12 protein-coding genes are annotated in these 25,562 nt (G+C 43.2%); 10 read left to right on the forward strand and 2 right to left on the reverse strand.

Features of this window, described 5'->3' with window-relative positions; genetic code table 11:
• Window positions 1-914 (forward strand): hypothetical protein (locus H524_RS17515; protein WP_044122465.1); only part of this gene is annotated, 914 nt, incomplete at its 5' end.
• A 586-nt stretch (window positions 915-1,500) separates the two neighbouring features.
• Here H524_RS17515 and H524_RS0112435 read toward each other — a convergent pair.
• Entirely contained in the window at window positions 1,501-2,664 is a 1,164-nt protein-coding gene (locus H524_RS0112435) for an iron-containing alcohol dehydrogenase (RefSeq protein WP_027940415.1), read from the reverse strand.
• Between the two features lie 1,357 nt (window positions 2,665-4,021).
• Here H524_RS0112435 and H524_RS0112445 point away from each other — a divergent pair.
• The 5 genes from H524_RS0112445 to H524_RS17155 all read left to right on the forward strand — a co-directional run bounded on the left by H524_RS0112445 (window position 4,022) and on the right by H524_RS17155 (window position 12,784).
• Window positions 4,022-5,320 carry a dicarboxylate/amino acid:cation symporter gene (locus H524_RS0112445; RefSeq protein WP_027940416.1) on the forward strand — a complete coding sequence of 433 codons (1,299 nt, stop codon included), beginning with the start codon at window positions 4,022-4,024 and terminating at the stop codon, window positions 5,318-5,320.
• A gap of 549 nt (window positions 5,321-5,869) precedes the next feature.
• Window positions 5,870-7,048, forward strand: coding sequence for an MFS transporter (locus H524_RS0112450; protein WP_027940417.1), 1,179 nt, complete (start codon window positions 5,870-5,872; stop codon window positions 7,046-7,048).
• A gap of 271 nt (window positions 7,049-7,319) precedes the next feature.
• Window positions 7,320-10,058: a type I restriction endonuclease subunit R gene (locus tag H524_RS0112455; protein WP_052339101.1), complete on the forward strand. Its 2,739-nt coding sequence runs from the start codon at window positions 7,320-7,322 to the stop codon at window positions 10,056-10,058.
• A gap of 4 nt (window positions 10,059-10,062) precedes the next feature.
• The gene (locus H524_RS0112460; RefSeq protein ID WP_027940419.1) at window positions 10,063-11,493 is read left to right on the forward strand and encodes a class I SAM-dependent DNA methyltransferase; all 1,431 of its coding nucleotides are present in this window, start codon (window positions 10,063-10,065) and stop codon (window positions 11,491-11,493) included.
• Window positions 11,483-12,784 (forward strand): restriction endonuclease subunit S, encoded by a 1,302-nt coding sequence (locus H524_RS17155; RefSeq protein WP_169726167.1) that lies wholly within the window; start codon window positions 11,483-11,485, stop codon window positions 12,782-12,784. The genes H524_RS0112460 and H524_RS17155 overlap by 11 nt, the downstream gene beginning before the upstream one ends.
• Before the next feature lie 92 nt (window positions 12,785-12,876).
• Here H524_RS17155 and H524_RS15915 read toward each other — a convergent pair whose 3' ends face one another.
• The gene (locus tag H524_RS15915) at window positions 12,877-14,007 is read right to left on the reverse strand and encodes a ParA family protein (RefSeq protein WP_052339102.1); all 1,131 of its coding nucleotides are present in this window, start codon (window positions 14,005-14,007) and stop codon (window positions 12,877-12,879) included.
• A gap of 1,731 nt (window positions 14,008-15,738) precedes the next feature.
• On the opposite strand from H524_RS15915, the gene H524_RS0112485 reads away from it, so the two are divergent.
• The 4 genes from H524_RS0112485 to H524_RS15925 all read left to right on the forward strand — a co-directional run bounded on the left by H524_RS0112485 (window position 15,739) and on the right by H524_RS15925 (window position 25,433).
• The gene (locus H524_RS0112485; RefSeq protein WP_044122466.1) at window positions 15,739-19,869 is read left to right on the forward strand and encodes a hybrid sensor histidine kinase/response regulator; all 4,131 of its coding nucleotides are present in this window, start codon (window positions 15,739-15,741) and stop codon (window positions 19,867-19,869) included.
• 664 nt (window positions 19,870-20,533) lie between these two features.
• Window positions 20,534-20,884, forward strand: a complete 351-nt coding sequence (locus H524_RS0112495) for an Hpt domain-containing protein (protein WP_027940422.1) — start codon at window positions 20,534-20,536, stop codon at window positions 20,882-20,884.
• A gap of 1,317 nt (window positions 20,885-22,201) precedes the next feature.
• On the forward strand, window positions 22,202-23,305 hold the full coding sequence (locus H524_RS15920; RefSeq protein WP_052339103.1) for an HD domain-containing phosphohydrolase: 1,104 nt from the start codon (window positions 22,202-22,204) through the stop codon (window positions 23,303-23,305).
• A 985-nt stretch (window positions 23,306-24,290) separates the two neighbouring features.
• Complete coding sequence (locus H524_RS15925) at window positions 24,291-25,433, forward strand: polyamine ABC transporter substrate-binding protein (RefSeq protein ID WP_052339104.1); 1,143 nt, start codon at window positions 24,291-24,293, stop codon at window positions 25,431-25,433.
• Window positions 25,434-25,562 lie beyond the last annotated feature (129 nt).

The raw sequence follows: 25,562 nt of genomic DNA on the forward strand, positions 1-25,562 counted from the left end.
AGTGCAATCAATATATTGCACGCAGTTTTTTAAGAGATCTTTACCAATACTCGAGTCATCCACGTATTGAGATTGATGCATCGCTTGAAGATGTAGTTACCTCTCTCTTCCCTGTGTTTAGCTTGGCCGTAGATTTACCTGAGCAACTGCACTCTAAGGTAAGCCTGATAAAGACAAGCTTACACAGCCTTTACATTGATCATAGATATATTAAGGAGCCCAGCTTAGATAATGCTATAGCCATTTTGTTCCAAGGTGGCTACTTAAGCATTAAGAAGGTTCTATACAACGATGCATACTTAGGTTTAGCCAATCATGAAGTTGCTTATTCTTTAGCCACTTTCTTAATTGGCGAGCTCAGAAATGGGCGACCAGCACTTGCTGATATCAATCATAAGCTCTTTAGCCTGCTTAGTGAGCATGAAGAAGTATTTGAACGCCTGCATCAAGGCCCTCAGAGGATTGCAGATCTATTAAATCTCATACTCAATTGCCTTGATGAAAAGCTCTTCCAAGAGCCAAATTACGATGACGTGCTTACATCGGCTATAACCATGTCACTGATATTTACTGGCTATGCCAAACAGCGTGACGTTCAGTCCCTTTTTGGCCCTGCAGATTTGGTGATTTATAAGCAAGATATTGGAGTCAAAGTACCTAACTTGTTAATTGAGTTTAAGCTAGCACGCTGCAGTGATGATGTCATCAAGAAACTTGATGAGGGCTCTAAGCAAATGGTAGATCGCAAGTATGGCTTTAGTTTGCTTAACTCAGATCCGCATCGCTATTGCATAGTCATTAGCAATGCTCTAAAGCAAGTTGCAGCTGTCTCTAGGATTAACAATGACGGCACTTATGCTATTGAGTATCAACACCCTGATATCAATGCCAATGGTATAGCCCTGACAAAATAGCACAATACAGCCTGCTAAGACGCCGTTTGTCATACTATACATAAGTTATGGCGACGAAAGGCAAGCGTCTTTGGCCTATTGATCGCGGCGCACTGCTCGCGACTATGGAGCATGTTTACTGTTTTTGGTCATGCTCAATTTCTAGGCAAAAGATCACTATGTTGCTGATAGCTGATAGATAGCTGAAAGTTGCATGATTGGTAAGGTGAGGGGATTTTGAAAGGGGACTCAGTGATGAGCGTAAGCATGAATTGATCTTGCCTATGCTCACATGATCTTGCATGCTTGTGTGCAAGATCTTAGAGGGATTGCCCATCAGCAGCCCTCTTGGACTTAAGAGCCTAAGAGGGTGTTTATTAAGCTAAATGATTGCTCATTGCCAAATAGCTTATGCTGCCAACATCTTACGCTGCAAAGATCTGATGCTTTGCTTGGCCTTGTATGTTCTTAACAACAAGTGCTGATGGTGCAATAGTGCAGCACTCTAGTGAGTGCTCGAGCACTTAGTTAGATGCAGTGGCTCTTAGGTTTGAGCATAGCAATTTCTTTAAGTGCTCGGCACTTGTTTAAGTGCATGGGCACTTGATTAGAGGGCGTTGCGATAGATCTGCTTGATGTCCTCGAGGTACAGAGGGCGTGGGCACTTGTCGAAGCCTGGGTTAAAGGCTAAGGCATGCTCGGCCATCTCATCAATGTGCTTGTCATCGATATTGAGAGCAGATAAGTTGTTTGGAATACCAATAGAGCTAAAGAATGCCTCAGTCTTATTGATAGCCTCATTAGCCATAGCATAGCGATCTTCTTGATCTTGCATGAAGAATACGGCCTTACCATAATGGCAGAAGCGCTCAACAGTATCGTCGTTAAGGGCATAGCGCATTAAGTGAGGAGTTAAGATCGCCAGACCAACACCATGGGTGATGTCATAAATAGCAGAAAGCTCATGTTCCATAGCATGACATGGCCATGGACGCTCGCCATTGCCTAAGGAGCAAATGCCATTGCAAGCTAAAGAAGAAGCCCACATCATCTGAGCACGGGCATCATAGTCCTCTGGGTTTTCCATAAGCTTTGGAGCACAATCAATGATGGTACGTAAGATAGTCTCGCAAATGCCATCAGAGATTAAGTTAGTCTCTAAGCAAATGTACTGCTCAAAGATATGAGACATGATGTCAGCTGCGCCAGCTGCGATCTGATACTTAGGCACACTGAAGGTGTACTGAGGATCTAAGATAGAAACCTTTGGGAAGAGCGCATCGTGGCAGATAGCTAACTTCTCATTAGTCTCAAGATTTGAAATCACTGCACCAGAGTCATACTCAGAACCAGTTGCTGATAAAGTGAGCACAGTGATTAAAGGCAGAGCACCCTTAACCTTGCGCCAATCCAGAACCAGCTCCCAAGCATCACCCTCGTAGCAAGCACCAGCACAAATAGCCTTAGCACAGTCTAAAACAGAGCCACCGCCTACAGCTAACACGAGCTCAATACCGTGCTCTTTGCACTTAGCTACACCATCACGTACGGAGTCAATACGTGGATTTGGCTCAACACCTGCTACTTCGTAAATGGTGCAGTCACTTAAACGAGCTAATACGTCATCATACAGTCCAGAGCGCTTAATGGAGTTGCCACCATATACGAGTAAGACCTTCTTACCGACAGCTACGACTTCATCGTGGAGCTTCTCAATCTGACCCTTGCCAAAATGAACCTTAGTTGGTGTGCAGTAAGTAAAGTTATACATAAAACCTCTTTGTTCCTTAACCTCAATTCAGCTCAAGGAGCAGCGTATCGCCACGCACGACAGACACATACAACTGCAGCACTACAACAGCCACTCAAAGCATGAGCGATGCAGTTCATAGCAAAGCTATCTAATGGAGCCAATCGCTATGCTTTACCGTGCTTTGCAATACTGCTACGTGCACTGAAGCTATGATCAACTAAGCTAAGCTCAGTAGTGTGCCTCTTACTTCATGGCAGTGCTTACACGTGCAACCTTTTTGCTATGACAAGATCATAGCAAAACATACCTAGCCTAAGGACAGGATCGATTAACTATGCCCTTATGCTCAAATTTTCAGCTCAAAACATCACTATTCTTTGTGCACAATTTCATCATATGACTGCAAATATTTGCAAAATCGCTGCAAGCCTTTTGAAGGTGCCATTTATACGGGATAGAGCTTTACTCATCTTTTAAATTGATTGAAATCGTTGCATGTGCCTAAAGTGCGCTTACATATGACAGGCTATGAACTTACAACACCAGTAGATCACAGCCATAAAAAGCTGTAGGCACATCCATTTCTCTAACTCATTTAGCCCATTAACTAAAGGGGCTAAGCATAGATGGCAATTAAGCAGATTAAGTGCTCAAGTGATGTAGCCTCACTATTATTTTCTTTGCTCTTCACTTAATTAATTTGACTAAGAGGGTACTTTTGGGGCGATTGTTCCGTTTTGGCCTCTCATGGCCTCGATGTGGTGCACTCATTTAATGTGAATGCGTGGAGCCGATATTTTTGCCGTTGCAGATGCGTTGGCATGAGCGTCTATGGATAAAGGTTTGAGTAACTTTGATAAAAAGTGTCGGCTCAGTAGGAATTTGATCCAACTCACACTTGATTCGTTTATGATTGTGGCTATCATTAATCGTCCTCGCAAGTGCAGATCAGTTTCATTTGCAACTTGTCAGGACAATAGTCTGATGCCAGTTCAGTACGATGCAGCTGCACCGCTGATCAGCTAATGAGAGCTCATGACTAGATGAGCCTAGCCATCTTGAGTACTACTTAAGACTCTTTTTAGTACTGCTCAAATCGCTATCACTCTTAGCGGCATTGTTAGAGGCAGCGCTACTGCACTTGTAAGTTTACTGAAAACTGATGTATCACTCTGGCATGCAAAAGCTAAAAGCCTTTGCAAAACCCAGTAGGCTGCAGCAGCACTTAAGCAAACACAAGCGCGTGAAGTAAAACGCTGTCAAAGGTTAATTCAAACAGGAGACGATATCCCTTCTTGAAGATCACGGGCCTAGTTGAAAGTAACTATTTACTGTCAGTTTTAGGCATGCTCTAAGAGAATATATCGGTTACTACATGTCAAAAGAAAACTTATCAAACGTTGATGCCATTCGTTCCAGCATGTCGCCGCAAGAGCAAAAGCGCCGCTTTGTTAACGCTGCTTTCTATGCTGTGTGTTTGATCGCAGGCATTGGCTTTGGTTTTCTGAACAATGAGTCTGTCAATCAGCTGATGGGCTTCATTGCCACTGTCTTCACTCGACTGTTCTCATTTATCGCAGTCCCAATCATTGCTTTAGCTTTAATCTCCACCTTAGCTAAGCTTGGTAAGGACAGCTCTTCTGGTCGTATCTTTAAGCACACCATCTTCTACACCTTAGCTACCACCATCGCTGCTGCTGTTGTGGGTGCTGCTTTATATGTCATCATTGCTCCAGGCAATGTACCTGCTGAGATCGCCGGTACCGCCACCGTTGGTGACATTAAGAATTTATCTTACTTAGACCACATCTTAAGCATTATTCCTAACAACATTCTGCAACCATTTGTTTCTGGCAACGTACTTTCAGTACTGATCATTGCTGCAGCTTTTGGTATGGCTTTAGCTTTAATGCCAGCTAATGCTCACCGCGATGGCCTGTTAAACACCATCTTAGGTCTGCAAGATGTTTTATTCATGCTCATCAAGTGGATCATTGCTATCCTGCCTATCGGTATCATGGGCTTTACTGCACAGCTCATCACCGAACTTGAGCATGGTGTAGCTTTAGGTTCTGTAGGCACTTACTTTGGTGTTGTAGTTGGCGCAAACTTAATTCAGGCATTCATTATCCTGCCTTTATTCTTAATGATGCGCGGCTTAAACCCATTGAAAGTAATCCGTGGCATGATGCCAGCTGTTGCAGTTGCTTTCTTCTCTAAGTCATCTGCCGGTACCCTGCCAGTTACCATGAACTCAGCTGAGAACAACCTCAATATTAATCCAAAGGTATCTCGCTTTGTTCTACCAATCTGCACCACCATCAATATGAATGGTTGCGCAGGCTTCATTCTCATCACCTCTTTATTCTTAATGCAGAATGCAGGTATTGAGATCACCACTGGCACCATCATCGCTTGGATCTTCATTGCCACCATCGCTGCAGTTGGTAATGCTGGCGTGCCAATGGGCTGCTACTTCCTGACCATTTCCTTAATGTCATCCATGGGCGTTCCTGTATTACTCATGGGTATCATTCTCCCTGTTTACGCTGTTATCGACATGATCGAGACTGCTGTTAACGTATGGTCAGACTCAACTGTAGTTAACATGGTTAACAAAGACTTAGATGGCAAGTTAGACGAGGATGAGGCTAAGCACAGCGTTGCAGCCTAATTCCCAAACTTACCTAAGCTAAGAGCCCCCAAAAGCCACTTAGCTAATGCCAAAAAGGCGGTGCCTCACAACACCGCCTTTTTGCATTTTTACAAAGCTACGAGCAGCACCATGCGTGTCCAACCTTTAGCAGCACTATGGAGTAACCAGCCTCTAGCAACGCCAGGATCTCTCCAAGCACTTACAGCACCATGCGTTTCGCTGCAATCGTCTACACTAAGCTGCGATCGCCTCTTTTCATTGCCAATCTTGCAATGCCTATCTTTGCCCGGCCAATCTTGCAAGGTCTATCTTTGCCTGGCCTAAATTTGGGCAGGATTAAGTAGCTCTACTATGCCTTTGTTGTGAGACAATCGGCCACTATAGTACAATGCGCGCAACTTAATAGTCTTTTTTAGGTCTGTTCGTACTTGCGTCTTTTTAGACGTGAAAGCGCCATAGTTATTGCTGAACATTGGTCGCTTATCATAAGAGTACTCTTTACTACACTAGCTACTCATGATCTTATGAGTAAGCCTAGCTTTTCCGTTTATCTCGAGGTTAGTCAGTATGCGTAAAATGTCAGTACGCCAGCAGGTGTACGTAGCTCGCATCGGTTATTTCCTATCAGGTTTTGCTGTAGCATGCTGGGCACCTCTGATCCCAATCTTGCAGCATAATCTGCAGCTCTCTACTGAAGCTGTGAGCGTCATGGTAGTAACCTTTGGTGTGGGTGCAGTTGTCGGCATGCTCTTAAGCGGACCCATCATGCGCTACTTTGGCTTTAAGATTACTTATGCCTCGTGCTGTTTTTTAATCTCTACCACCATCTGTATTATCGCGTGGATGCCAAGTTACGAGATTGTACTGGGCGCTCTGGTGCTGTTTGGTATCTCGCTTGGTTGTATTGATGTGGCCATCAATGTCTTTGCGGCCTATCTTGAAAAGCGCTATCGCCTACTGCTCATGTCAGTGCTGTATGCCTACTACTCCATGGGCGAGGTAATTGGCGCGATCTTAATGATGTTCTTGCTCACTATCGCTATGTCTCCATCACTGGCGATCTTGATGCTCATCTCCATGATCTACATTGCATCGGCTTACTACACTCCAGTTATCATCAACATTAAGTCGGAGAACAAGCAAGATAACCGCAGCTTTGTTATGCCTGTACAACCAGTGATCTCACTTGCCTTAATCATTGCTTTTACTTACGTAGTTGGTGGAGCGATCTTAGATTGGTCGGGACTGTACCTAACCATGGAGGCAGGTATTCCGCTTAACTATGCAACTCTGGGCTACGGCATTGTTTCAGCCTGTATGCTGGTATTGCGTATTTGGTCACGACCAATCATCAATGTCATTGGCACCTTCAACTTTGCTTTCTTTGGTGCCCTCATCATGATTGCTGGCTTAGTTGCGATGGTGCTCTTTCCAAACATCATCGTCATTATCATTAGCTTCTTTGCTATTGGTATTGGCATGTCTAACATTAGCCCGCTCGTTACCTCTGCCACAGGTAAGCAAGATAAGATGCCACTGGTACCTGCGATCTCATTTTTATCAGTGTGCGGCTACACTGGACTGTTATTAGGCCCTGCAGCCTTAGGCGGCATTGCCTCCTTCATCAGCCTTGGCGGCATTTTCCTCTTCCTTGCCGCCCTCACTGCAGTTAGCGCCGTCCTCATATACACCGTCCGTCGCGAGCTCAATGCCATCGACCCACGCCTCAACACCAACGTCGACTAACCAAACTCCCGCCACTCCTGGCCATAACAGCTCTTGCTATCTAGCAAGAGCTCTATGGTCAGCTGACTCCTCTTTGCCACCCCACTTCTTGGCAGCATCAAACCCCAAAATCTCTTATCTTTGAGCATGTACTATCACATCTACCAGTAGCCATTGGTACTATGTTTGCGTATCTATGGCATAATAATCATATGTGTTTTGCTCAGTAGCAGCGCCCGCACACTTGGTTGTTTTTTCGGGGCTAGTAATCTTAAAGAAAGAGGAGTGCATCATGGCAGATCTGAAACCTGAAGAGCGTGCTCGTCAATGGATTGATAGAAAGCTTAAAGATGCTGGCTGGGAAGTTATCAACCGCAATGACTTTGCGCCTAGCATGAATGCTGTTGCTATACGTGAGACTTTAATGTCAGGTGGTCTTGAAGCTGACTATGTTTTGTTTCTTAATGGCAAAGCAGCTGCAGTTATTGAGGCAAAACGTGAAGAGATTTCGCTTGATAATCCACAACTAATTGCACAAGCTGAGAACTACACTACAAAGGCATTAGAATGGGTGCCTCTATGGGAAAATCCTATCCCTTTTGTTTTCCTCTCCAATGGCAAAGAGATAGCATTTAAAGATTGTCGTAAGCAAGATGCCAAATACGAAAAGCTTAAGAATTTTAAGCGTCCTTGGGATCTGGCCAAAGCACTCTGTCTAAGCGAATTTGCCGGACTACCATACCTTGCACCTGAAGGTCTGAGATCTTGTCAATATGAGGCCATTTCCAATCTCGAGGCTTCTTTTAAAGATGGCAACCGCCGTGCTTTAATGGTTTTAGCCACTGGATCAGGCAAGACCTTTACTGCATGCATGATGATCTACCGTATGCTCGCTTTTACTCCAATGAGGCGTGTACTTTTCTTAGTAGATCGCACTAATCTAGGAAACGATGCCGCTTCAGCATTATCTGGATTCAGCTTAACAGACAACAAAAAACCTTTGTCAGAAATCTTTCTTATAAATAAGCTCGATAGTAAGAATATTGAGAAAAGAGCTAGTGTATTTATCAGCACCATACAGCGACTATACTCTGCTTTATCTGGCAAGAATGACATGCCATCTGAGAAAGAAGAAGATACTGATATCTATCAAAAAGAAGATGCTGATTTATTTGATGATCTGAACAAGTCAGTTGATTTACCAGACAATCCATGTCTACCAGCTGACTTCTTTGATCTTATTATCATAGATGAGTGCCATCGCTCTATCTATAGCAATTGGCAAAAAGTACTGACCTACTTTAAAACAGCCAGACTTGTAGGCCTTACTGCAACCCCAATTCCTGAAACTGTTGCTTTCTTTAATAAAAATATAGTTGCTAACTATAGTTACGAAGACTCGGTAAAAGATAATGTTAATGTGGGCTTTAACATTTACCGTATTAAAACAATGGTAAGCGAAGAAGGTGGTGAGATCGAAACTGGGGATACCATTCTCTCCACCATACGTGGCGAAGATAAATCAAAAGAACAAATTGCCATTTGCGATCGCGAGTTTGATAAAAACAAGCTAAATCGCAGTATTGTTGTTCCAGATCAGATTCGCAAAGTACTACAAGAATACAAAGATGTGGTCTACACAAGCATGTATCCTGATCGCGAACCTAACTATGACTATCTGCCTAAGACTCTAATCTTCGCCGTTTCTGAGGATCACGCCAAGATCATTGTTGAAATTGCTAAAGAAGTCTTTAACCGTAAAGTAGACGATAATAAGTTTGTCCAAAGAATTACTTACTCTTGTGATGATACTAAGAAGCTAATTCAGCAATTCCGTTATGACGTCGATTTTCGTATAGCTGTTACTGTTACTTTAGTGGCTACAGGCACTGATGTACGTCCATTAGAAGTGCTCCTCTTCCTCAATGATATACGCTCTGAGACTCTCTATGCGCAAATGAAAGGACGAGGATGTCGAGTAATTACACAGTCAGAACTTAGAAGCGTAACTCCCAACGCTTCAAGTAAGGATTTGTTCTATATTATTGATGCAGCTGGCGTCACCGAAAGTGAAAAAGTAATGCCAGGAATTGGACCAAGAGACGACAAGATAGTTCAGCCTTCCTTAACACGATTATTTGAGATGATGGCGCTGCGAAATCTATCAGATGATTTGTTTATCTTATTAGCCAATAAACTTAGCGTAATCGGAAAGAAAGTCTCGCCAGAAGATCTAGCTGACTACGAAAGGCTTTGTCCAATCACACCGACTGATTGGGCACAAATTATCTTCGATAGAATTGAAAAAGGAGATTTGCCTCCTTTTGTTTCAGCATCAGAGGACAATACTGAACGACTTGATGTTATTAGAGAACTTCTTGAAAATAGACCAGCACGACATAAACTAATCGAAATAGCCCGAGGCTATGTCAAAGAGCTGCCAAACATGGTAGACAATGTTACATATTCAGGCTTCTCAACTGAAGAGGCCAAGTCTTACACTCAGGCTTTCAAAGAATATATCCAAACTCATAAAGATGAGATTGAGGCACTACGTCTTATTTACAATCACGATGTAGGCAAGCTCACTCGCGATCATATTGACGAGTTAAAAAGCAAGCTTGAATTATCTATCTCTGGCTTTACAATTGACCGCCTATGGAATGACTTTGCTTTATTAGAGCAAGATAAAGTAAAACCACTAAAGAGCGATCAACAAGCCGTTACTAACCTTATTCAACTAGTTAGATACGCATATAACATGATATCTGAGCTATGCCCGCTAACAGCACTTTGCGCTCAGAGATTTGCACTTTGGTGCGGACAGGCGCAGCGTGATATATCTCCCGAACAAAAGGAGCTTTTTAGAGAAATAGCCGCTTATATTGCGAACAATGGCAGTAGTGATTTTAAAAACATCATTAGTGTACTGCCTAATACTGCAAGTGGCCTATTAAGGCACATAAGAGATAGAGCAAAGATAGATCAAGAGATCTCATCTCTCAACGAATTCATACTTAAGGTAGCGTAAAAGAATGACTGAAACCAATGAAACATCTATCGAATCAATAAAGAACAAGCTAGATCAACTATGTAATATTTTGTCTGGCGGTGGTGTTGGCTCTCAAGACTTCATTTCACAGCTCATCTATTTAATTTTTCTAAAAATGGATAAAGAGAAAGTTGAGTTATTTGGCGAAGAGACAATTATCCCTAAAGGTTATCGTTGGGAAGATCTTGTAAGCAATCATGGCGATGATCTTATAGTTCAATATGAGCAAACCCTAGATGTTTTAAAACGTGAAAGCGGTGTAGTCGGAACGATATTCTCTAAAGCTCAGAGCCGCATAAACCAGCCCGCCAATCTAGAAAAGCTGATTTCATATATCAATGAAACATCATGGCTGCTTTTAGACGATGACGTGAAAGGAGCTTTGTATGAAAGTATCTTGCAAAAATATGGTCAAGATAAAAAGGCTGGTGCAGGGCAGTACTTTACTCCTCGTCCACTTGTTGACGTAATTGTTGAATTAGTTAATCCTAAAATTGGAGAAACTGTAACTGACCCGGCGTGCGGCACTGGCGGTTTTTTACTCTCAGCTTTTAAACACATGCATAAACAGTCACTTGATGCAAAAAAGCTGGAGTTTTTACGCAATAACACAATTCATGGAAACGATATAACAGATCTTCTTGTAACAATGGCATCCATGAACATGTATCTGCATGGTATCGGCCTTAAAAAAAGCCCAATAGAGCACAAAGACTCTCTATTAAATGAACCAACCGAGCTTAGTAAGATAGTGTTAGCAAATCCACCCTTTGGAGTTAGAGCTGCTGGATCTATCGATATTAATCGACCTGACTTTATTAAGGAAACTAAAAACAACCAGATGAATTTTATGCAGCACATAATGTCACTACTAGAGCGTGGTGGCCGTGCTGGTGTCGTTGTTCCTGATAACGTGTTGTTCGATAAAGTTGGTACTGTAATTCGTGAAAGACTATTAAAGGATTTTAATCTACACACTATATTACGTTTGCCAGATGGATTGTTCTATGCGTCGGGTACAAAAACTAATGTTTTATTTTTCACTAAAGGTCAACCAACCAAAGATCTGTGGATCTATGACTATCGAACAAACGTTAAGCACACATTAGTTGAAAACCCACTAACTCGCGAACATCTTGATGACTTTGTTAAGTGCTTCAGCGCAGATAATCTCTCCAAGCGCAATGAAACATATGATAAAGACAACAATCCAAATGGCCGCTGGAGAAAGTATTCTGCGCAAGACCTGCTAGCTCGTGACCAGGTTAACTTGGATATCACTTGGATGAATGAGACCAAAAGCGAGGAAGAAACTCTTTCAATGGAAGAACTATTTACTCGCATGTCTGAAAAGGTAGCCACCATACAAAATGCCTTTGCTAAACTGCAAAAGGAGCTTGGCAATGATCTTTAAACGTATGCGTGAACATATTCTAGGCAAAGCAATTAGAGGTAAGCTAGTACCTCAACTTCATGAAGAAGGATATGTTAAACAGATTTGCAATGCTCCAACAAACGTACCTTTTGCAATCCCCTCCACATGGAAGTGGTGTTCTCTTGGAAACCTAGTTGATTATGGTAAAGCGGAGAAAATTTCATGCAACGATATACCTTCTTCAACATGGGTATTAGAGCTTGAGGATATAGAGGAAAATACTGGCAAGATCCTTGAGAAGAAACGTGATGTTGAAGTAAAAAGTAATAAGAACGTTTTTGAAGAAGGTTATTTACTTTATAGTAAGCTTCGACCTTATCTAAATAAAGTCGTCATAGCTGATGAATGCGGAGTTTGTACTACTGAATTAATTCCAATAAATGTAAAAAGTGCAAAAGCTCCTCTTTTACCAAAGTATTTACAGTTTTTCTTGATGTCTCCTGACTTTGTTGATTATGCAAATAGACACTCTCACGGGGCAAAACCTAGACTTGGGACAAATGACGCTAAAGCAGCAAATATTCCTATCCCACCTTTTGAAGAGCAAAATAGGATAGTTGCTAAGATTGAATCGTTATTTGGCGAGATCGACCGTGCAGAAGAGGCATATGAAGAATTGCAGTCCTTGGCAAACGTACTAAGAGGCCAAATTCTTCAAAAAGCCATCCAAGGCAAGCTTGTTCCTCAGCTACCTGAAGACGGTGTAGTTAATCAGATTGGCGATGCTCCTGCTGAAGTGCCTTTCGATATTCCTGACTCATGGAAGTGGTTAACACTTGAAGCAATAGGCTTTTGGAAAGCTGGTGCTACACCATCACGCTCCGTCAAAGAGTATTACGAAAACGGAACAATCCCTTGGCTAAAAACAGGGGATCTAACAGATGGCATAATTAGTACTGTAGAAGAACAAATTACGCAAGATGCACTTGATAGCTGCACTGCACATATAAACTCAAAAGGTTCTGTTCTTATTGCAATGTACGGAGCAACAATTGGAAAGCTAGGTGTTCTTGATATTGATTGTGCTACAAATCAAGCATGCTGTGCGTGCCAAGTTAATTCATCATTAATTTATAATTGGTACCTCTTTTACTATTTAATGTCTCAGAGAGCTAATTTCATTGCTCAAGGTGCAGGTGGAGCCCAAACTAACATTTCTAAAACAAAAATTACTGTATATCCAATCCCTCTACCTCCACTTGCTGAGCAGAAGCGTATTGTCGCGAAGGTCGAAGCTCTTTTCGAGCAAATTGACTTGATGACCAAATAGCTTATTCTAGGCACGACACGGCTGTCCCAGCTTGGTGCTGGGGGCTTAATGGAGTGCAATGCGTTTAGTGCAGCTTTGTAAATGGCTGCACTCTATTGTGGAAGGTTGTTATTGGCCACGGCTTCGGTTGCAGCAGCTACATCAGCTGGCGGCGCTGCAGTTGGCGCATCTGTTGGGACGGCGCTAGCTGCATCTTGTGGCGCGGCTATGGCTGCTTTTTGTGGACGGTTGCCTATTAAGCTGTTAGTGCGCGGTTCTGCATATTCAGGCAAGTCATCGTCGCTTAGGTAGTCATCCTCACTGTCTACTGCTGTTGACTGGTCATGAGCGGGCGCTTGGGCTTGATGGGCCTCTGTGGCCTGATTTGCATCGGGGTCTTGAGCTGCAGGTGCGGCTTGAGCGGAGTTTGCATCGGGCTCTTGAGCTGCCGGTGCTTGGGTGAGGCGGTTTTGTTCCATGCGCTTGAGGATTTCGCCAGCAAGGGAAAGGTAAGCGCGGGAGCCTAGGCAGCTGCGGTCATATAAGATGACTGGGCGCCCCATGGACGGAGCCTCGGAGATGAGCGAGGTGTACGGGATGATGGTGTTGAAAAGCAAGGTACCAAGATTGGACTTTAAGTCCTCGGAAATCTTCTTGGCAAGTGGCTCGCCTAAGCTATAGAGCGTTCTTACAATACCCATGAGACGCACATTACTCATGCCATCGGTCTTGAGCTTTTCAAAGAGACGCAGAAGTGAGCTTAAGCCATCTACCGCAAAGTAATCACAAGTAGTTGGGATGATGAGATCATCAGAGGCACACAGGGCATTAATGGTGAGTAAGTTGAGTGCTGGTGGGCAATCAATGATGATGAGGTCGTAAATAAGACGTAAAGAGCTTAAAGCATTTCTGAGCCTAAACTCTTTGCCCTCTTCATTGATGCAGGAGACGCAAAAGGCAGTTAAGTCGTCATTAGCTGGAACTAAATCAAACTTAGCTAAGTTATACGGCTTGATGCATGGAACTAAGGATGCCTCACTCATCAGGGCATTGCCAGATGAGATAAGTCCAGTAGGACGCTTACGCAGAATCGATACAGTAGCAGAGCCCTGAGGATCGAGATCGATAAGCAAGACGCGACGACGCGTACCAGCAAAGGCACACGCAAGGTTAATTGCAGTGGAGGTTTTACCCACACCGCCCTTGTGATTGGCAACAGATAGAACTATACATTCTGAGCGCATATCTATGCCTTAGCGATAGCACCACATCGCAAGATTGAAACAAAAAGCCTAAAAGCACGCTAAAGACTGCAAATCAGCTTGCACTGTGCATGTACTGCCAATACGGTTATGGCTACACATGCGCCTGTCTTTTAGTTATGTACTTTCAGGTTTAACCTACTTTAACGGACACACCAAGCATCATTGCCTGTTAGCTTATATTAACCATAAGAGCGGTTAAAAGCTACTAAGCTTGGCTTCCTTTTGAAATCTGAATCGTCTTTGCTACCAAAAGCTAGTGCCTCTTGAGGCCATAGCATGCAAGCTTGCATTGTGCTTTGGTAGTTAAAAAGACTTTAGCTATACGCATTAATACGCACAGCGAGCAACGTTATTAGTACAAGAGCTTGTACTTAGGAGCTAAGGTTCATTGTATTAGCAATTGTACAAAAGTTGAACTTACTTAACAGCTAATCTAGGAACCGCTCACAAAGTAATGCTTATGCCCGATTCATGCCACATGATGGTGCCATCCTTCTGACGCTTATCTTGAGCATGCATAAACGCTTTATTTATCGCCTTTACGCTGCACAACATTCGTATTGGATCAGCTCAGATCAAGGATCTGAGCCTTATTACTCATGTTGTATGTACTTGTGCCCAAATTCTGTCATTGGCGCTATGTGGATGTATTGCTTTTGGGGTGCACCTTAGGCCTAGCTTTATGAAGGGTCAGAGTAAGCGCTTGTGTATTGTCATGGGCTGAGCGTTCTATAGCGATTAATCGATAGTTGGCGGGACTCTGCTTTATCCGCCAATCGCCTGCGCTTTATTGTTTGGCAGTACATGGGTGGCTCTTTATTGTTTGGCAGAAAATTGGTGGCTCTTTTGGGTTGTGACGTGATGGTATGCCTGTGGTGGTCTGCACTTGAGGGTGGTTGCGTGCGGTTTTGTTTGATGGCAAGTGGAGTACGGGTGAAGATAGTATGCTCAAAGACGATATTTATAAGAAAAATCTGGGGTAGTTCTCAAATTCAGCAATCTAGATACAACCTTTTCACAATTGCAGCCTAGTTTATGTTCTTGCTGACGCTGCCTAATGATATAATTCAAGCTTTGTTAAGGTTTAGTCATCAACTCTCGATGTATCTTGGGATACGTCTCAACACAATCTTTGCAAAAGCCATTTAGCTGCACGCATATGCTGTTTTTATCAAGAGAGCATAAGCGATTCAAAGCAAATATTTGCTCAGGTGCGCTTGTTATTCGTAATGTAAACTCACTGGTACATTTGCCCTTTTGCTTGTATTACATCCTTTGCTCATAACATGCTTTTATGTGTAGCTACAGTCAGTTTGATGCACAGATTGTTACTTAGATATAGTTCTTATTTGATGTTACCCAGCGCTTAAATAGCCTTCTCATCGTTAAGCGTGTAGATGTGCATATGTAGCGCTAGCTTAGTAGCCTCATGCGTTAAGAGCTTATTGAGCATTGCTTTGTTGGGCTTGAAGAGCTTATGAGGCATGGCTTCGAGCTTTAAGAGCTTATGTGGCATGGCTTGGGGCTTTTGGCGTTAAGAGCTTGTGGGCTTGGCTGTTGGCTTAAGGCGTTGAACTTATCTAAGTATATTTAGGTAGGCAGTGTAGAGCTTGCTCTTAGCTGCTATCCATTGGCAGATGGCGGCTCTTTTGTTGTTTGCATCTGCACTATGGCGTTGACGAAAGATTCTTTGTTTGGGCAGGTACTACCATGTTCAATTTCCAATCTCGATCCGAAGCATATTCTTTATTTCGCAGTCGTACCCGCAAAGCAAAGAAGATCTTTTTGTCTTATGGCACCATTTTATTCTTCGTCTTCTCTATCTTCTTAGTGGCATCTTTATACATGATGCGCGAAAACATTATTGCTAGCTCTAACTCTGCTGGTAATGAGACTGCGCAGCGTTTAGATGTAGCCTTAAAGTACGAGTTTGTTAAAGAAAAGCAGTTCATAGAATTTATCGCCCACTATGCTGATGTCTTCTTAAAAACCCACCGTTCTGATGCTGATGGCGGTAAACGTGCCTTTGAGCTGTGGCTTAAGAAAACCAAAGATGAGTTGCAAGAAAGACAGCGTGACTTCATTATCGATATCTACTCCTCTATCAACGGCCAAATCGTTGCCCCAACCTATTGGGATGGCGATCCTTTCTTAATTCCTGAGGCCCGTACATGGTATCAAGAGGCCATGAAGGCAGAAATTGGTCATGCCACCGTGCTTGATCCATATGTCGATATCTTCACTAACACTGTTATCACCACTATTGCAGCACGTATTGGCAATACCAAGGACGTTATTGCCATCGACTTATATTTAGAAAAGTCAGCTCAGGCCCACTCCTTTGCCAATATGGTGCCGGAGAACTTTAGCTTCTATTTAGTCGATTCAGCCGGCACTGTGATCCTCTACTATGACGATGATGCTTCTGACTACTTTGCTGTGCAGGATTTTGTCTATAGTTTCTTTGACAGTCATGTAAAAAATCATGCTGAGGAAAACCACGAGCCTATCATCGATCCTACGGGCGCTAAACGTAACGTCTTTACCTCGTTTAACCCGATCACGGGCTGGTATACCATCACGACGAGCTTATACTCGGACGTGCTCTTTAGTTATCACACCATCTCCAACCTCTTCTTACTTTTAGTAGTGGTATTTATCATTATTGAAGTATGGATGGTATGGCGCGAGTATCACCTCTCCTCACAAATTGAGACCTCAAATGAGGCCCTCAAGGTATTAGGCAACTCTTATCAAATCATCTTGCGTGTTAACTTCAAGATGGGTACTTTCACGACCTTGAAAGCACCAGATCAAATGCGTCTGCGCTTAGTTACTCGCAATAGCTATGATGATCTCTTATCTGCCCTGTCAGATATGGTGCTCCCAGAGAGTTGGAATAATTTTTACAAGACTTTCTCCATAAACCACTTACGTAACTTAGCCTCACTGTCCATTCGCGACTTTGGTCATGACTATCAGCTTAAGCTTGATAATGACGATCGCTACAAGTGGTTCAATGCCCGTATTCTCTTTGACGAGTCTTTAGATCTCGATGAGTCAATCTTGTGCTTTAAGCTCATTGATGAAGAAAAGATCACCGAGATTGAAGAGCACAAGCTCTTAGCTGACGCTTTAGAGAACGCCAAGCAAAACGAAGAGTCTAAGAACGTCTTCTTTGCCAACATGTCTCACGACATGCGTACACCTTTAAACGGCATCATCGGCTTATGTCAGATTGGTATTAATCATATGAATATGAACGATACCGACTCCTTACCTGACATCTTCCGCAAGATGACTACAGCCTCTAAGCAGCTGTTAGCCTTAGTGGATGACATTCTTGAGGTGGCTCGTCCTCAAATGGAGAACCGCCAAAACCTCGAGCCTTTTGACATTATCAAGGCTGTTGAGGAAAACATTGATGTATTCAAGGTCAATGCTGCTCAGCAAGGCAAAGTAGTTAATCTTAGTTTCGATATTAAGCACAATGTAGTTATTGGTGATGCGGCAAAGTTACGTCAGATCTTAAATAACTTAGTGTCCAACTCACTTAAGTACTCAAACAAGGGCTGCGTGGTCAACGTATCGATTCGCGAAGTACTGCATCTGCACAAGCCATCCTTCATGATCGAAGTGTCAGATACCGGTATCGGTATGGAACGTAAGTTCCTCTCTAAGCTCTTTGATGCCTACTCTCGTGAGCACCGTCTTAACTCTGTACAGGGTACTGGCCTTGGTATGTCCATTGTTAAGAACGTAGTGACCATCATGGGTGGTGACATTAAGGTTAAGTCTGCGGTGGATGTTGGTACTACCTTTACCATCAACATTCCATTCCGCCTAGCTGATGACGATACTGCAAATAAGATTCGTCAAATTGCTAGCAGTGGTGCGGCTGACTTTAGCAATGGCGTTAATGCCGCATTAGAGCAAGCTGCCCTGCTACCTAGCGTTAACAAGAGTGATAACGCCGAAAAAGAACAGCACAGCGAGATAAGCACTAATGAACAAGCCACTGCTGAAGCTAATAGCGCTGATAACACTGCCCGTAATAGCACTGATGTGGCTGCTAACTTCAAGCTTGAAGGTCTGCATATTCTCGTGGTTGAAGATAATGAGCTCAACATGGAAATTGCCTGCGACATTCTGCAGATGAAGGGTGTTAAGGTAAGTTGCGCTTGGGATGGTGCTGAGGCCGTTAAGGTCTTCAAAGAGGCCGATGAGTACACCTTTGATGCCATCTTAATGGATATGCGCATGCCAAATATGAATGGCTGCGAGGCATCAGCTGCTATTCGTGCTTTAGGACGAGCTGACTCTCTGACCGTACCAATCATTGCATGTACCGCTAATGCCTTTACCGAGGATATTACCGCTACTCAAAACGCTGGTATGAATGCCCACGTCTCCAAGCCTTTAGACTTTACTGTCTTAGAGCGTGTACTGCAAAAGCTCGTAGCTACACGTAGAGATCTTGATGTTATGCAGGCCCTGCGTGCTCCTTCAGGAAGCACCGCCGACACTGCAGATGATACAAGCCACAGCCAAGATAGCTCTACTAGCTCTGCCGCTGCAGCATCTGAGCATGATGATGCTCAAGAGAGTGTTGAAGTAACTAGCGCCCCTGAGAGTGTAGCTACTGCAGATCATGACTTAGATACTGAACTTGCTAATAGCCATACAGCTGACAAGACCTCTGTAGCAGCTGCTGAAGATGTCAGCAAGAGCGTAAGTGCTGCTGATGCTGACTACAAGAGCTCAGCGATGGCAAATGCTGCAGGCAATGCTGCTGACAATGCAGCTGCAGATACAGCTGATGTTGTTGCAGCAGCTACTGCAACAAGTGATAGCGACGCTCACGAAGACACAAGTGACAAGACTGCTAATATAAACGAGACAGTAACATCCCACGAGCATAAGCTTACTGACTCTAGCGCTGCCGATAGTGCTGCAAATCAGGATGTCGACAACAAGAGTGCTGCTAAGAGCGATGAGCTTGATACTAGTGCTGCCAAGGCTCAGAGTGCTGCTGTTGCTAATGTAGATACTAACAGTGCTGCTCCTAACGAGGCATCTTTAGAACAAGCTAAGGGCGCTGCAAACGAGCAAGACTCAGAATGTAGCATTGTTAAGACACTGTCAGAGCCACAAGAGGCTCACGCAAGCGAGCAGAAGTCTCAGGCTACTAGCGGTGATACCGTTGTGGTCAATGAGGCTATTAAGAAACTTGCTGACTTAGATAGCATCAACCGAAGCGCTACAGTAAATGCCAAGAAAGATGCTAAGAGCATGACACATGATGCTGCAAGCAATGGTGAGATTCTTAACAAGGACCAAGCATTAGTTGGAGCAAAAACTAACGAACCTATTTTAGATGCTACTCATCGTATCCATGACCTCGATGATACAGTTAAGAAGTCGGTCTCAAATGCTAAGTACTATGAGATTGAGATCAAGGCATCCAATGAAGATGCAACGCCAAGCTTAATCCCTGTGGATAAGCTCTCAAGCTCCTTTAAGATTAATAAGCCTGAGATTAATAAGCCTGAGACTAATAGCGATAAGTCCAATCAGCTCAGCAGCGATCACGACTCAGCGCAGCACAATACCTTTATTAATCTCTTAAAGTTTAAAAAGGCAAGCGCAAAGCCACAGCCGCAGCCACAAGAAGTTGACAAGAAAGACATATCACAGGCTGTTAACTACAGCCAAGATGAGCACATGGTGCCTGAGAGAAAAGCTCCACCACCAAAGATAGCTCACGAAAAGTCTTCTAAGACCACCGTAAGTCTGCGCTCTCAGCTAACTAGAAACGACGATAACGACGACTTTAGCTAAAAAGGCTAAGTATTGCATCCTGCACTAGTAAATTACGCTCGTGCAAGATCTATCCAAGGCGCTAACTTGCATCTATCACAGCTTGTAAGCTCATGGCAGTGACCATGCGTTTAAGGGCATATGATCAAAAGCTTTTTGCCTACTGTTTATGCTCGATGCTTGTTGCTAGCTAAACTTTGCTTGCTAGCTATTCTTAGCTTTATTACTAAGCTTAGCTTGCTTGCTAACAATTGCTTGTTAGCCTGGCACAAGAGCTTTAAGGCTTCTTAGCTTCATGCACACAAGTGCTTTGTGAGCTTGCCACCTTGGCTCTCTTGCTAACTTGGCTCTGCTTGCCTGATTAGCTCTGCGCACGGTTTGTTAGTAGGCTTGGGTCTAGAAAAGCCCTTGCAGCCTAGGCTGTTAAGATTTATCCGCATGCTAAGGTGAGGCTATGTATTTTAGGCGTAGACTATATAGTGCGCTTGATGCATTGAGCACTGTGTTCGATGCTTAAATAGATTTTTGCTCGCTACGAGATATCTAAAAGAGCAAGGTGTTTAAGTGCTTTACACTAGGCGTGTGCACTGTCTATGCCTTAGCTACAAGAGAAGCTAATTTTTACGAGCAAGTCGTTGCTTAAAACGCAACATTGCTCCTACTCAAGTTTGACGAAGGTTTAAAAATGAATTTACAAGAACTCGGTACTGTTGTCGACATCGATGTTAAGGGCTCACTCGAGCGTTTTTCTAACTTTGAGCCAATGTACATCAAGTACCTCAAGAGATTCTTAACTGAGCCAACCTACGCTGCTTTAAAAGAAGCTATCGCTGCTCAGGACTTTAAGGGTATTGAGACTCAGGCCCACACCCTTAAGGGCATTTGTGGCAACTTAGGCTTTACCACCTTATTCGACATGTTCAATAAGGTAGTTCAGGCTGTACGCGCTGGCGACAATGACTTAGCCTTAAAGCTGTGCGCTGAGGCCGAGCCAGAGGTACAAAAGGTCTGTGACGCTATCGCTCAGCTCGACTAATCTTTGTCCAGAGCTAAGACCAACGTCTAACTACAGCATGCTTATTCAAACTAACAGCTCTCTATGTAGCACTTACGGGCAATAGCTTTAAAAGCTAGTGTTTTACAGCTAGTTGTGTGCAAGATACACAATGCATGTCTGTGCTGTGTACTAGAGAGCAACTTTGTTCTTAGAGACATTGCTTCAGCGCCAGAAGCACTTTAGTTTGTTGAGTGCCAGATGAGGCTAACATAGCAACTAGATAGCTTGATGCGACTTAATGTTATCTAAGGTCAATGCTTTTTCTTATGCTCAATTACTTTGCACATGCTTAGCTAATAGCAGCGGCTATGCTTAGAAGTTAACTCCATGGGCTTATAGCTAAAGGGCTGGTTTAACTCCTTAAGCACTGACATCCTTTATGTTTGCAAGAGTCTTAAGAGGGGCTAAAAATCATCATAGATATGCCGTTTTGTCATATCTTGTCATACAAGCTCGATTGTGTGCCTAGATCTCACTTTAAACATTTATTGCACAGACAATATTTCAGGTAACAAGCCCCTGATTCACTTAAAGCTATCATGTCAAATTGTTGTTTTTACTCAAAGAGGTCTTGCTAGATCTAAGGTGTAATTGTACTTGCGCCAAGATAATTGCCATATTTTATGAGCTATCAGACCATCTCAAGTGCGCTTAAAAATGGAGTTTTTCTCCATCTTAAGCTGCAAAAGTGAAAGCCAATCCGTCATTATTTATCATTAGGTGTTTTTCTATCCTTATGAAATAGCTTACAATAGCTATAGCAAGACAAGCCTCTAAAATGAGGCGCATTGGCCACAGCAAGCTGATGTTTATGCCAAAGCATAAGAAGATAAGGTCTCACAACAAGCATTTTCTTAGGAAAACGCACATACTTTTGATGTATCTAGAGTAAATTAAGTTAGCTGCTAATTTAGCAGATAGTTACGCGCTAAAGGCTCAATACTTTTCAAAACTTGCTCTAGTTGTGGACTATGTCATTTATGCATTGTTGTTTATTGCTATACAATAGCTTCTAGATGTTTATATGTAGATGCATAAGCTAACAATAGTGGCCCTTGCACAGATTTCTTTAATGCAGTAGCTTCTTTGCCAAAGCTAAACAGCTCTTAGCATTAAGACATGCAAAGTTATGTTGCTGCAAATTATGACAGAGTATAAGTAAACATTCATATGGGCATATGAGCACAAGCTTGTAGACACACGCTCATATGAATCAACAACCTAAATCACTAAGATCTTGCTTGCTAAATGAGCTTAGCAAAGTACTTAGTGACTTTTAGATCTTTCGGAGGTTTGATGGACATTCAAGATCAGAACACTATTCTTATCGTGGATGACATCGAGATGAATCGAGAGATTCTCGATTGCATTTTCAACAAGGATTTCAAGACCCCGCAGTTTGACAATGGTCTAGATGCATTCTTATACACGAAAGATCACGCCGATGAGATCGTGGCAGTACTGCTCGATATCACTATGCCTGTTATGGATGGTTACGGCTATCTTGAGAAGATCCGTGAGCACAATCTGTTAAATGGCGTGCCTATCTTCCTCATTACTGCAGAAGATCGCGATCAACAGTTAGCCGCTTTTGAATACCAGATTTCTGACATTATTGAGAAGCCATTCACCCCTGCTTTCTTATTAAAGCGTGTAACTTCTCAAATTGAGTTATTTAAGATTCATCGCTCCTTAGAGTACAAGAATCTTCTGCAAGAGCGTGAGATTGCCCGTAAGAACAAAGAGTTCTCCGAGCTCAACGTTAAGGTTATCTCTACGCTGGCTTTATCCATTGAGTTCCGTTCTGGTGAAACCGGTAAGCACGTTCTCTCCATCCGTAATATCTCTTATGCGCTGCTGCACAAGCTGCGTGAGATTAAGTTTGGTGAGTGCGCCTTCTTAAGCGATGAGGATATTAACAATATCGCTTACGCCTCCATCTTGCATGACATCGGTAAGATTGCTATTCCAGATGCCATCTTAAATAAGCCAGGTCGTCTCACTCCAGAAGAGTTTGACATCATCAAGACCCACACTGTACGCGGTGCTGAGCTGATTAAGAAGATTGGTATTAACACCTCTAGCGTGCTTAAGTATGCATACGACATCTGTCTGCATCACCATGAGCGTTATGATGGTCGTGGCTATCCTGAGGGACTTAAGGGCGATGAGCTGAGCATTTGGTCTCAGGTAGTGGGCCTTGCTGACGTATACGATGCTTTAACTCAAGAGCGTTGCTATAAGAAAGCCTTTAGCCATGAGACAGCCATTGAGATGATTTGCTCTAATCAGTGCGGTGTCTTCAACCCAGCTCTGATTGACGTGTTCAAGAACATCATCGATGAAATCGTAGCTAACGATCTCCACCAAGAGATCCCTGCTTTAGCCATCTCAGACTAAAAAAGCACACACAAATTACCTAAACGCCGTACCACAGCAAAAGTACGGCCTCAAGCAGCCTGCAGCAAGCTTAGATATCATCAAGCCACTGCAGGCTGTTTTGTTTTTAAAAGTACCCACTTGCAACCACCTCAGCCCTTGCAAGCGATAACACCTACTAAGCCCTACCCAAGCGCCCGTACATCCAAGCCATTCATCCTCTGCCAAAACTAAAATGACCATTGCCACATCGGCCACCACTGCCTTTTGCCAAATTGAAATGACTATTGCTACAGTGGCCACTACTGTCTTTTGAGCAAAAGAGATGGCCATTGCCACATCGGACACCACCGTCTTTTGCCAAAATTGAAATGGCTATTATTTCTGCGGGCTTCTTGGCCTTTTGCCAAAATTGAAATGGCTATTGTTACTGCGGACACCTTAGCCTTTTGCTCAAAAAGAAAAGGCCATTACTACAGTGGCCACTACTGCCATTTGCCAAAATTGAAATGGCTATTGTTACTGCAGACAACAATAATTGTGGCTCACAAGCCTCTATCCACAATTAGAAAAAGCGATATAGCTTTTTGACAAACTATAAATGATCTTAATTACTTAAGGCTAAGACTAGCTTAGAGACAGTGACACCTTAGAGCTTTGTGTCTAATTCTTTGGTGCTCAATATGGTTCATATGTGGTCATTTTCGATGCACGATGTACGCTCTTGATGGATGATACTTGTTAATTGAGTGCACGCATCAAATATTGTGGCTTATACACCTCATCGCTGTTACAATGGCGCTGACTTTTTCAGGCTCATTGTTCTTGTACATTTCTGTCTGACTACAGTCGCTTTTCTTTGCAGTGGGAGACGTTTTGCCTAAACTCTATTGGTTTTGAGTTGCGACGGAAATTGAGTGTAATACTCTTGGCTTAATTAAGCTTATCTGTTTGCGGCAATGCGTCAAACCATATTTTTTTAAAACCACATTTGGGGGAAACGGTAGTGCGTTTCAAACAAATTGCTGCCTGCTGCAGCGGCATCCTTTGCGCAGCTATGCTGAGCACTTCTGCTCAAGCCGATGAGGCCAATAAGGTCAACATCTGGAACTGGAGTGACTATATTGCTGAAGATACTGTAAGTAACTTCGAGAAAGACTCAGGTCTTAAGAGCAATTACGTCATGTTTGACTCAAACGAACTGGTTGAAGCCCGTATGCTCTCTGGCAATACCGGTTTTGATGCCATCATGATGACCTCATACTATGTTCCTCGTCTTGCCAAGGCCGGTGCCCTGGAAAAACTCGACAAGAGCCTGCTGACTAACTACGAAGGTTTAGATCCAAAGCGTATGGAGCTCTTAGCTAAGCTCGATGAGGGCAATACATATGCTATTCCATACACTGAGATTTCTCTTGGTATTGGCTACAACACCAAGAAGATTAAGGAAATCTTCGGTGAGGACTTTAAGGTAGATAGCTGGGATGTGCTCTTTAAGCCAGAAAACTCCGCTAAGCTCAAGCAATGCGGTATTGCTGTTTTAGACTCTCCTGTAGAGGTAATCTCTACTGTACAGCACTATCTGAAGAAAGATCCAAAAGGTCAAAGACGCAGTGACTATGCTGAGGCTCAAGAGCTTTTAACTAATCTTGCTAAGAACGTAGCCTACTTCCACTCAAGCCGCTACATCAATGACTTAGCCTCTGGCGATATCTGCATGGCTATCGGCTATTCAGGTGATATCCTTCAAGCTAAGGATAGAGCTGCAGCTGCTAAGCGTGACTATACCATTGAGTACGTATTCCCTAAGGAAGGCTCTTTATTATGGTTCGACTGCTGGGTAGTACCTAAGGGCGCTCCACAGCTTGCTAACGGCCACAAGTGGATTGACTACCTCATGCGTCCTGATGTTGCAGCTTCAGTTTCTAATGAGATTCGCTACATCCTGCCTGTAACTAAGGCTATGGATAATCTTGATGAAGCACTCAAGTCCAATCCATCTGTAAATCTCTCTGAAGAGACTTTAAAGACAGCCTACTTCCCTGAGGCACCAACTGCACGTCAAAGCAAGGTGCACAATCAGGTATGGAATGCCATGAAGCTCAATTCTACTAAGGATTCAGAAGAGGAAGGCACCGGCTGGGAGTAAAAGCCAAACCTAATGCATCAAACTGTATAGCCACATAACCAAGGCTATACAAGCACACAAGGCCTTGTAAGTAGCCCCAAACTACTTCTACAAGGCCTTTTGTTTATCCGCCCCAAGCAGATACTCTCT

Origin of the sequence: Anaerobiospirillum succiniciproducens DSM 6400, from assembly GCF_000482845.1 — a bacterium.
Classification (GTDB): domain Bacteria; phylum Pseudomonadota; class Gammaproteobacteria; order Enterobacterales; family Succinivibrionaceae; genus Anaerobiospirillum; species Anaerobiospirillum succiniciproducens.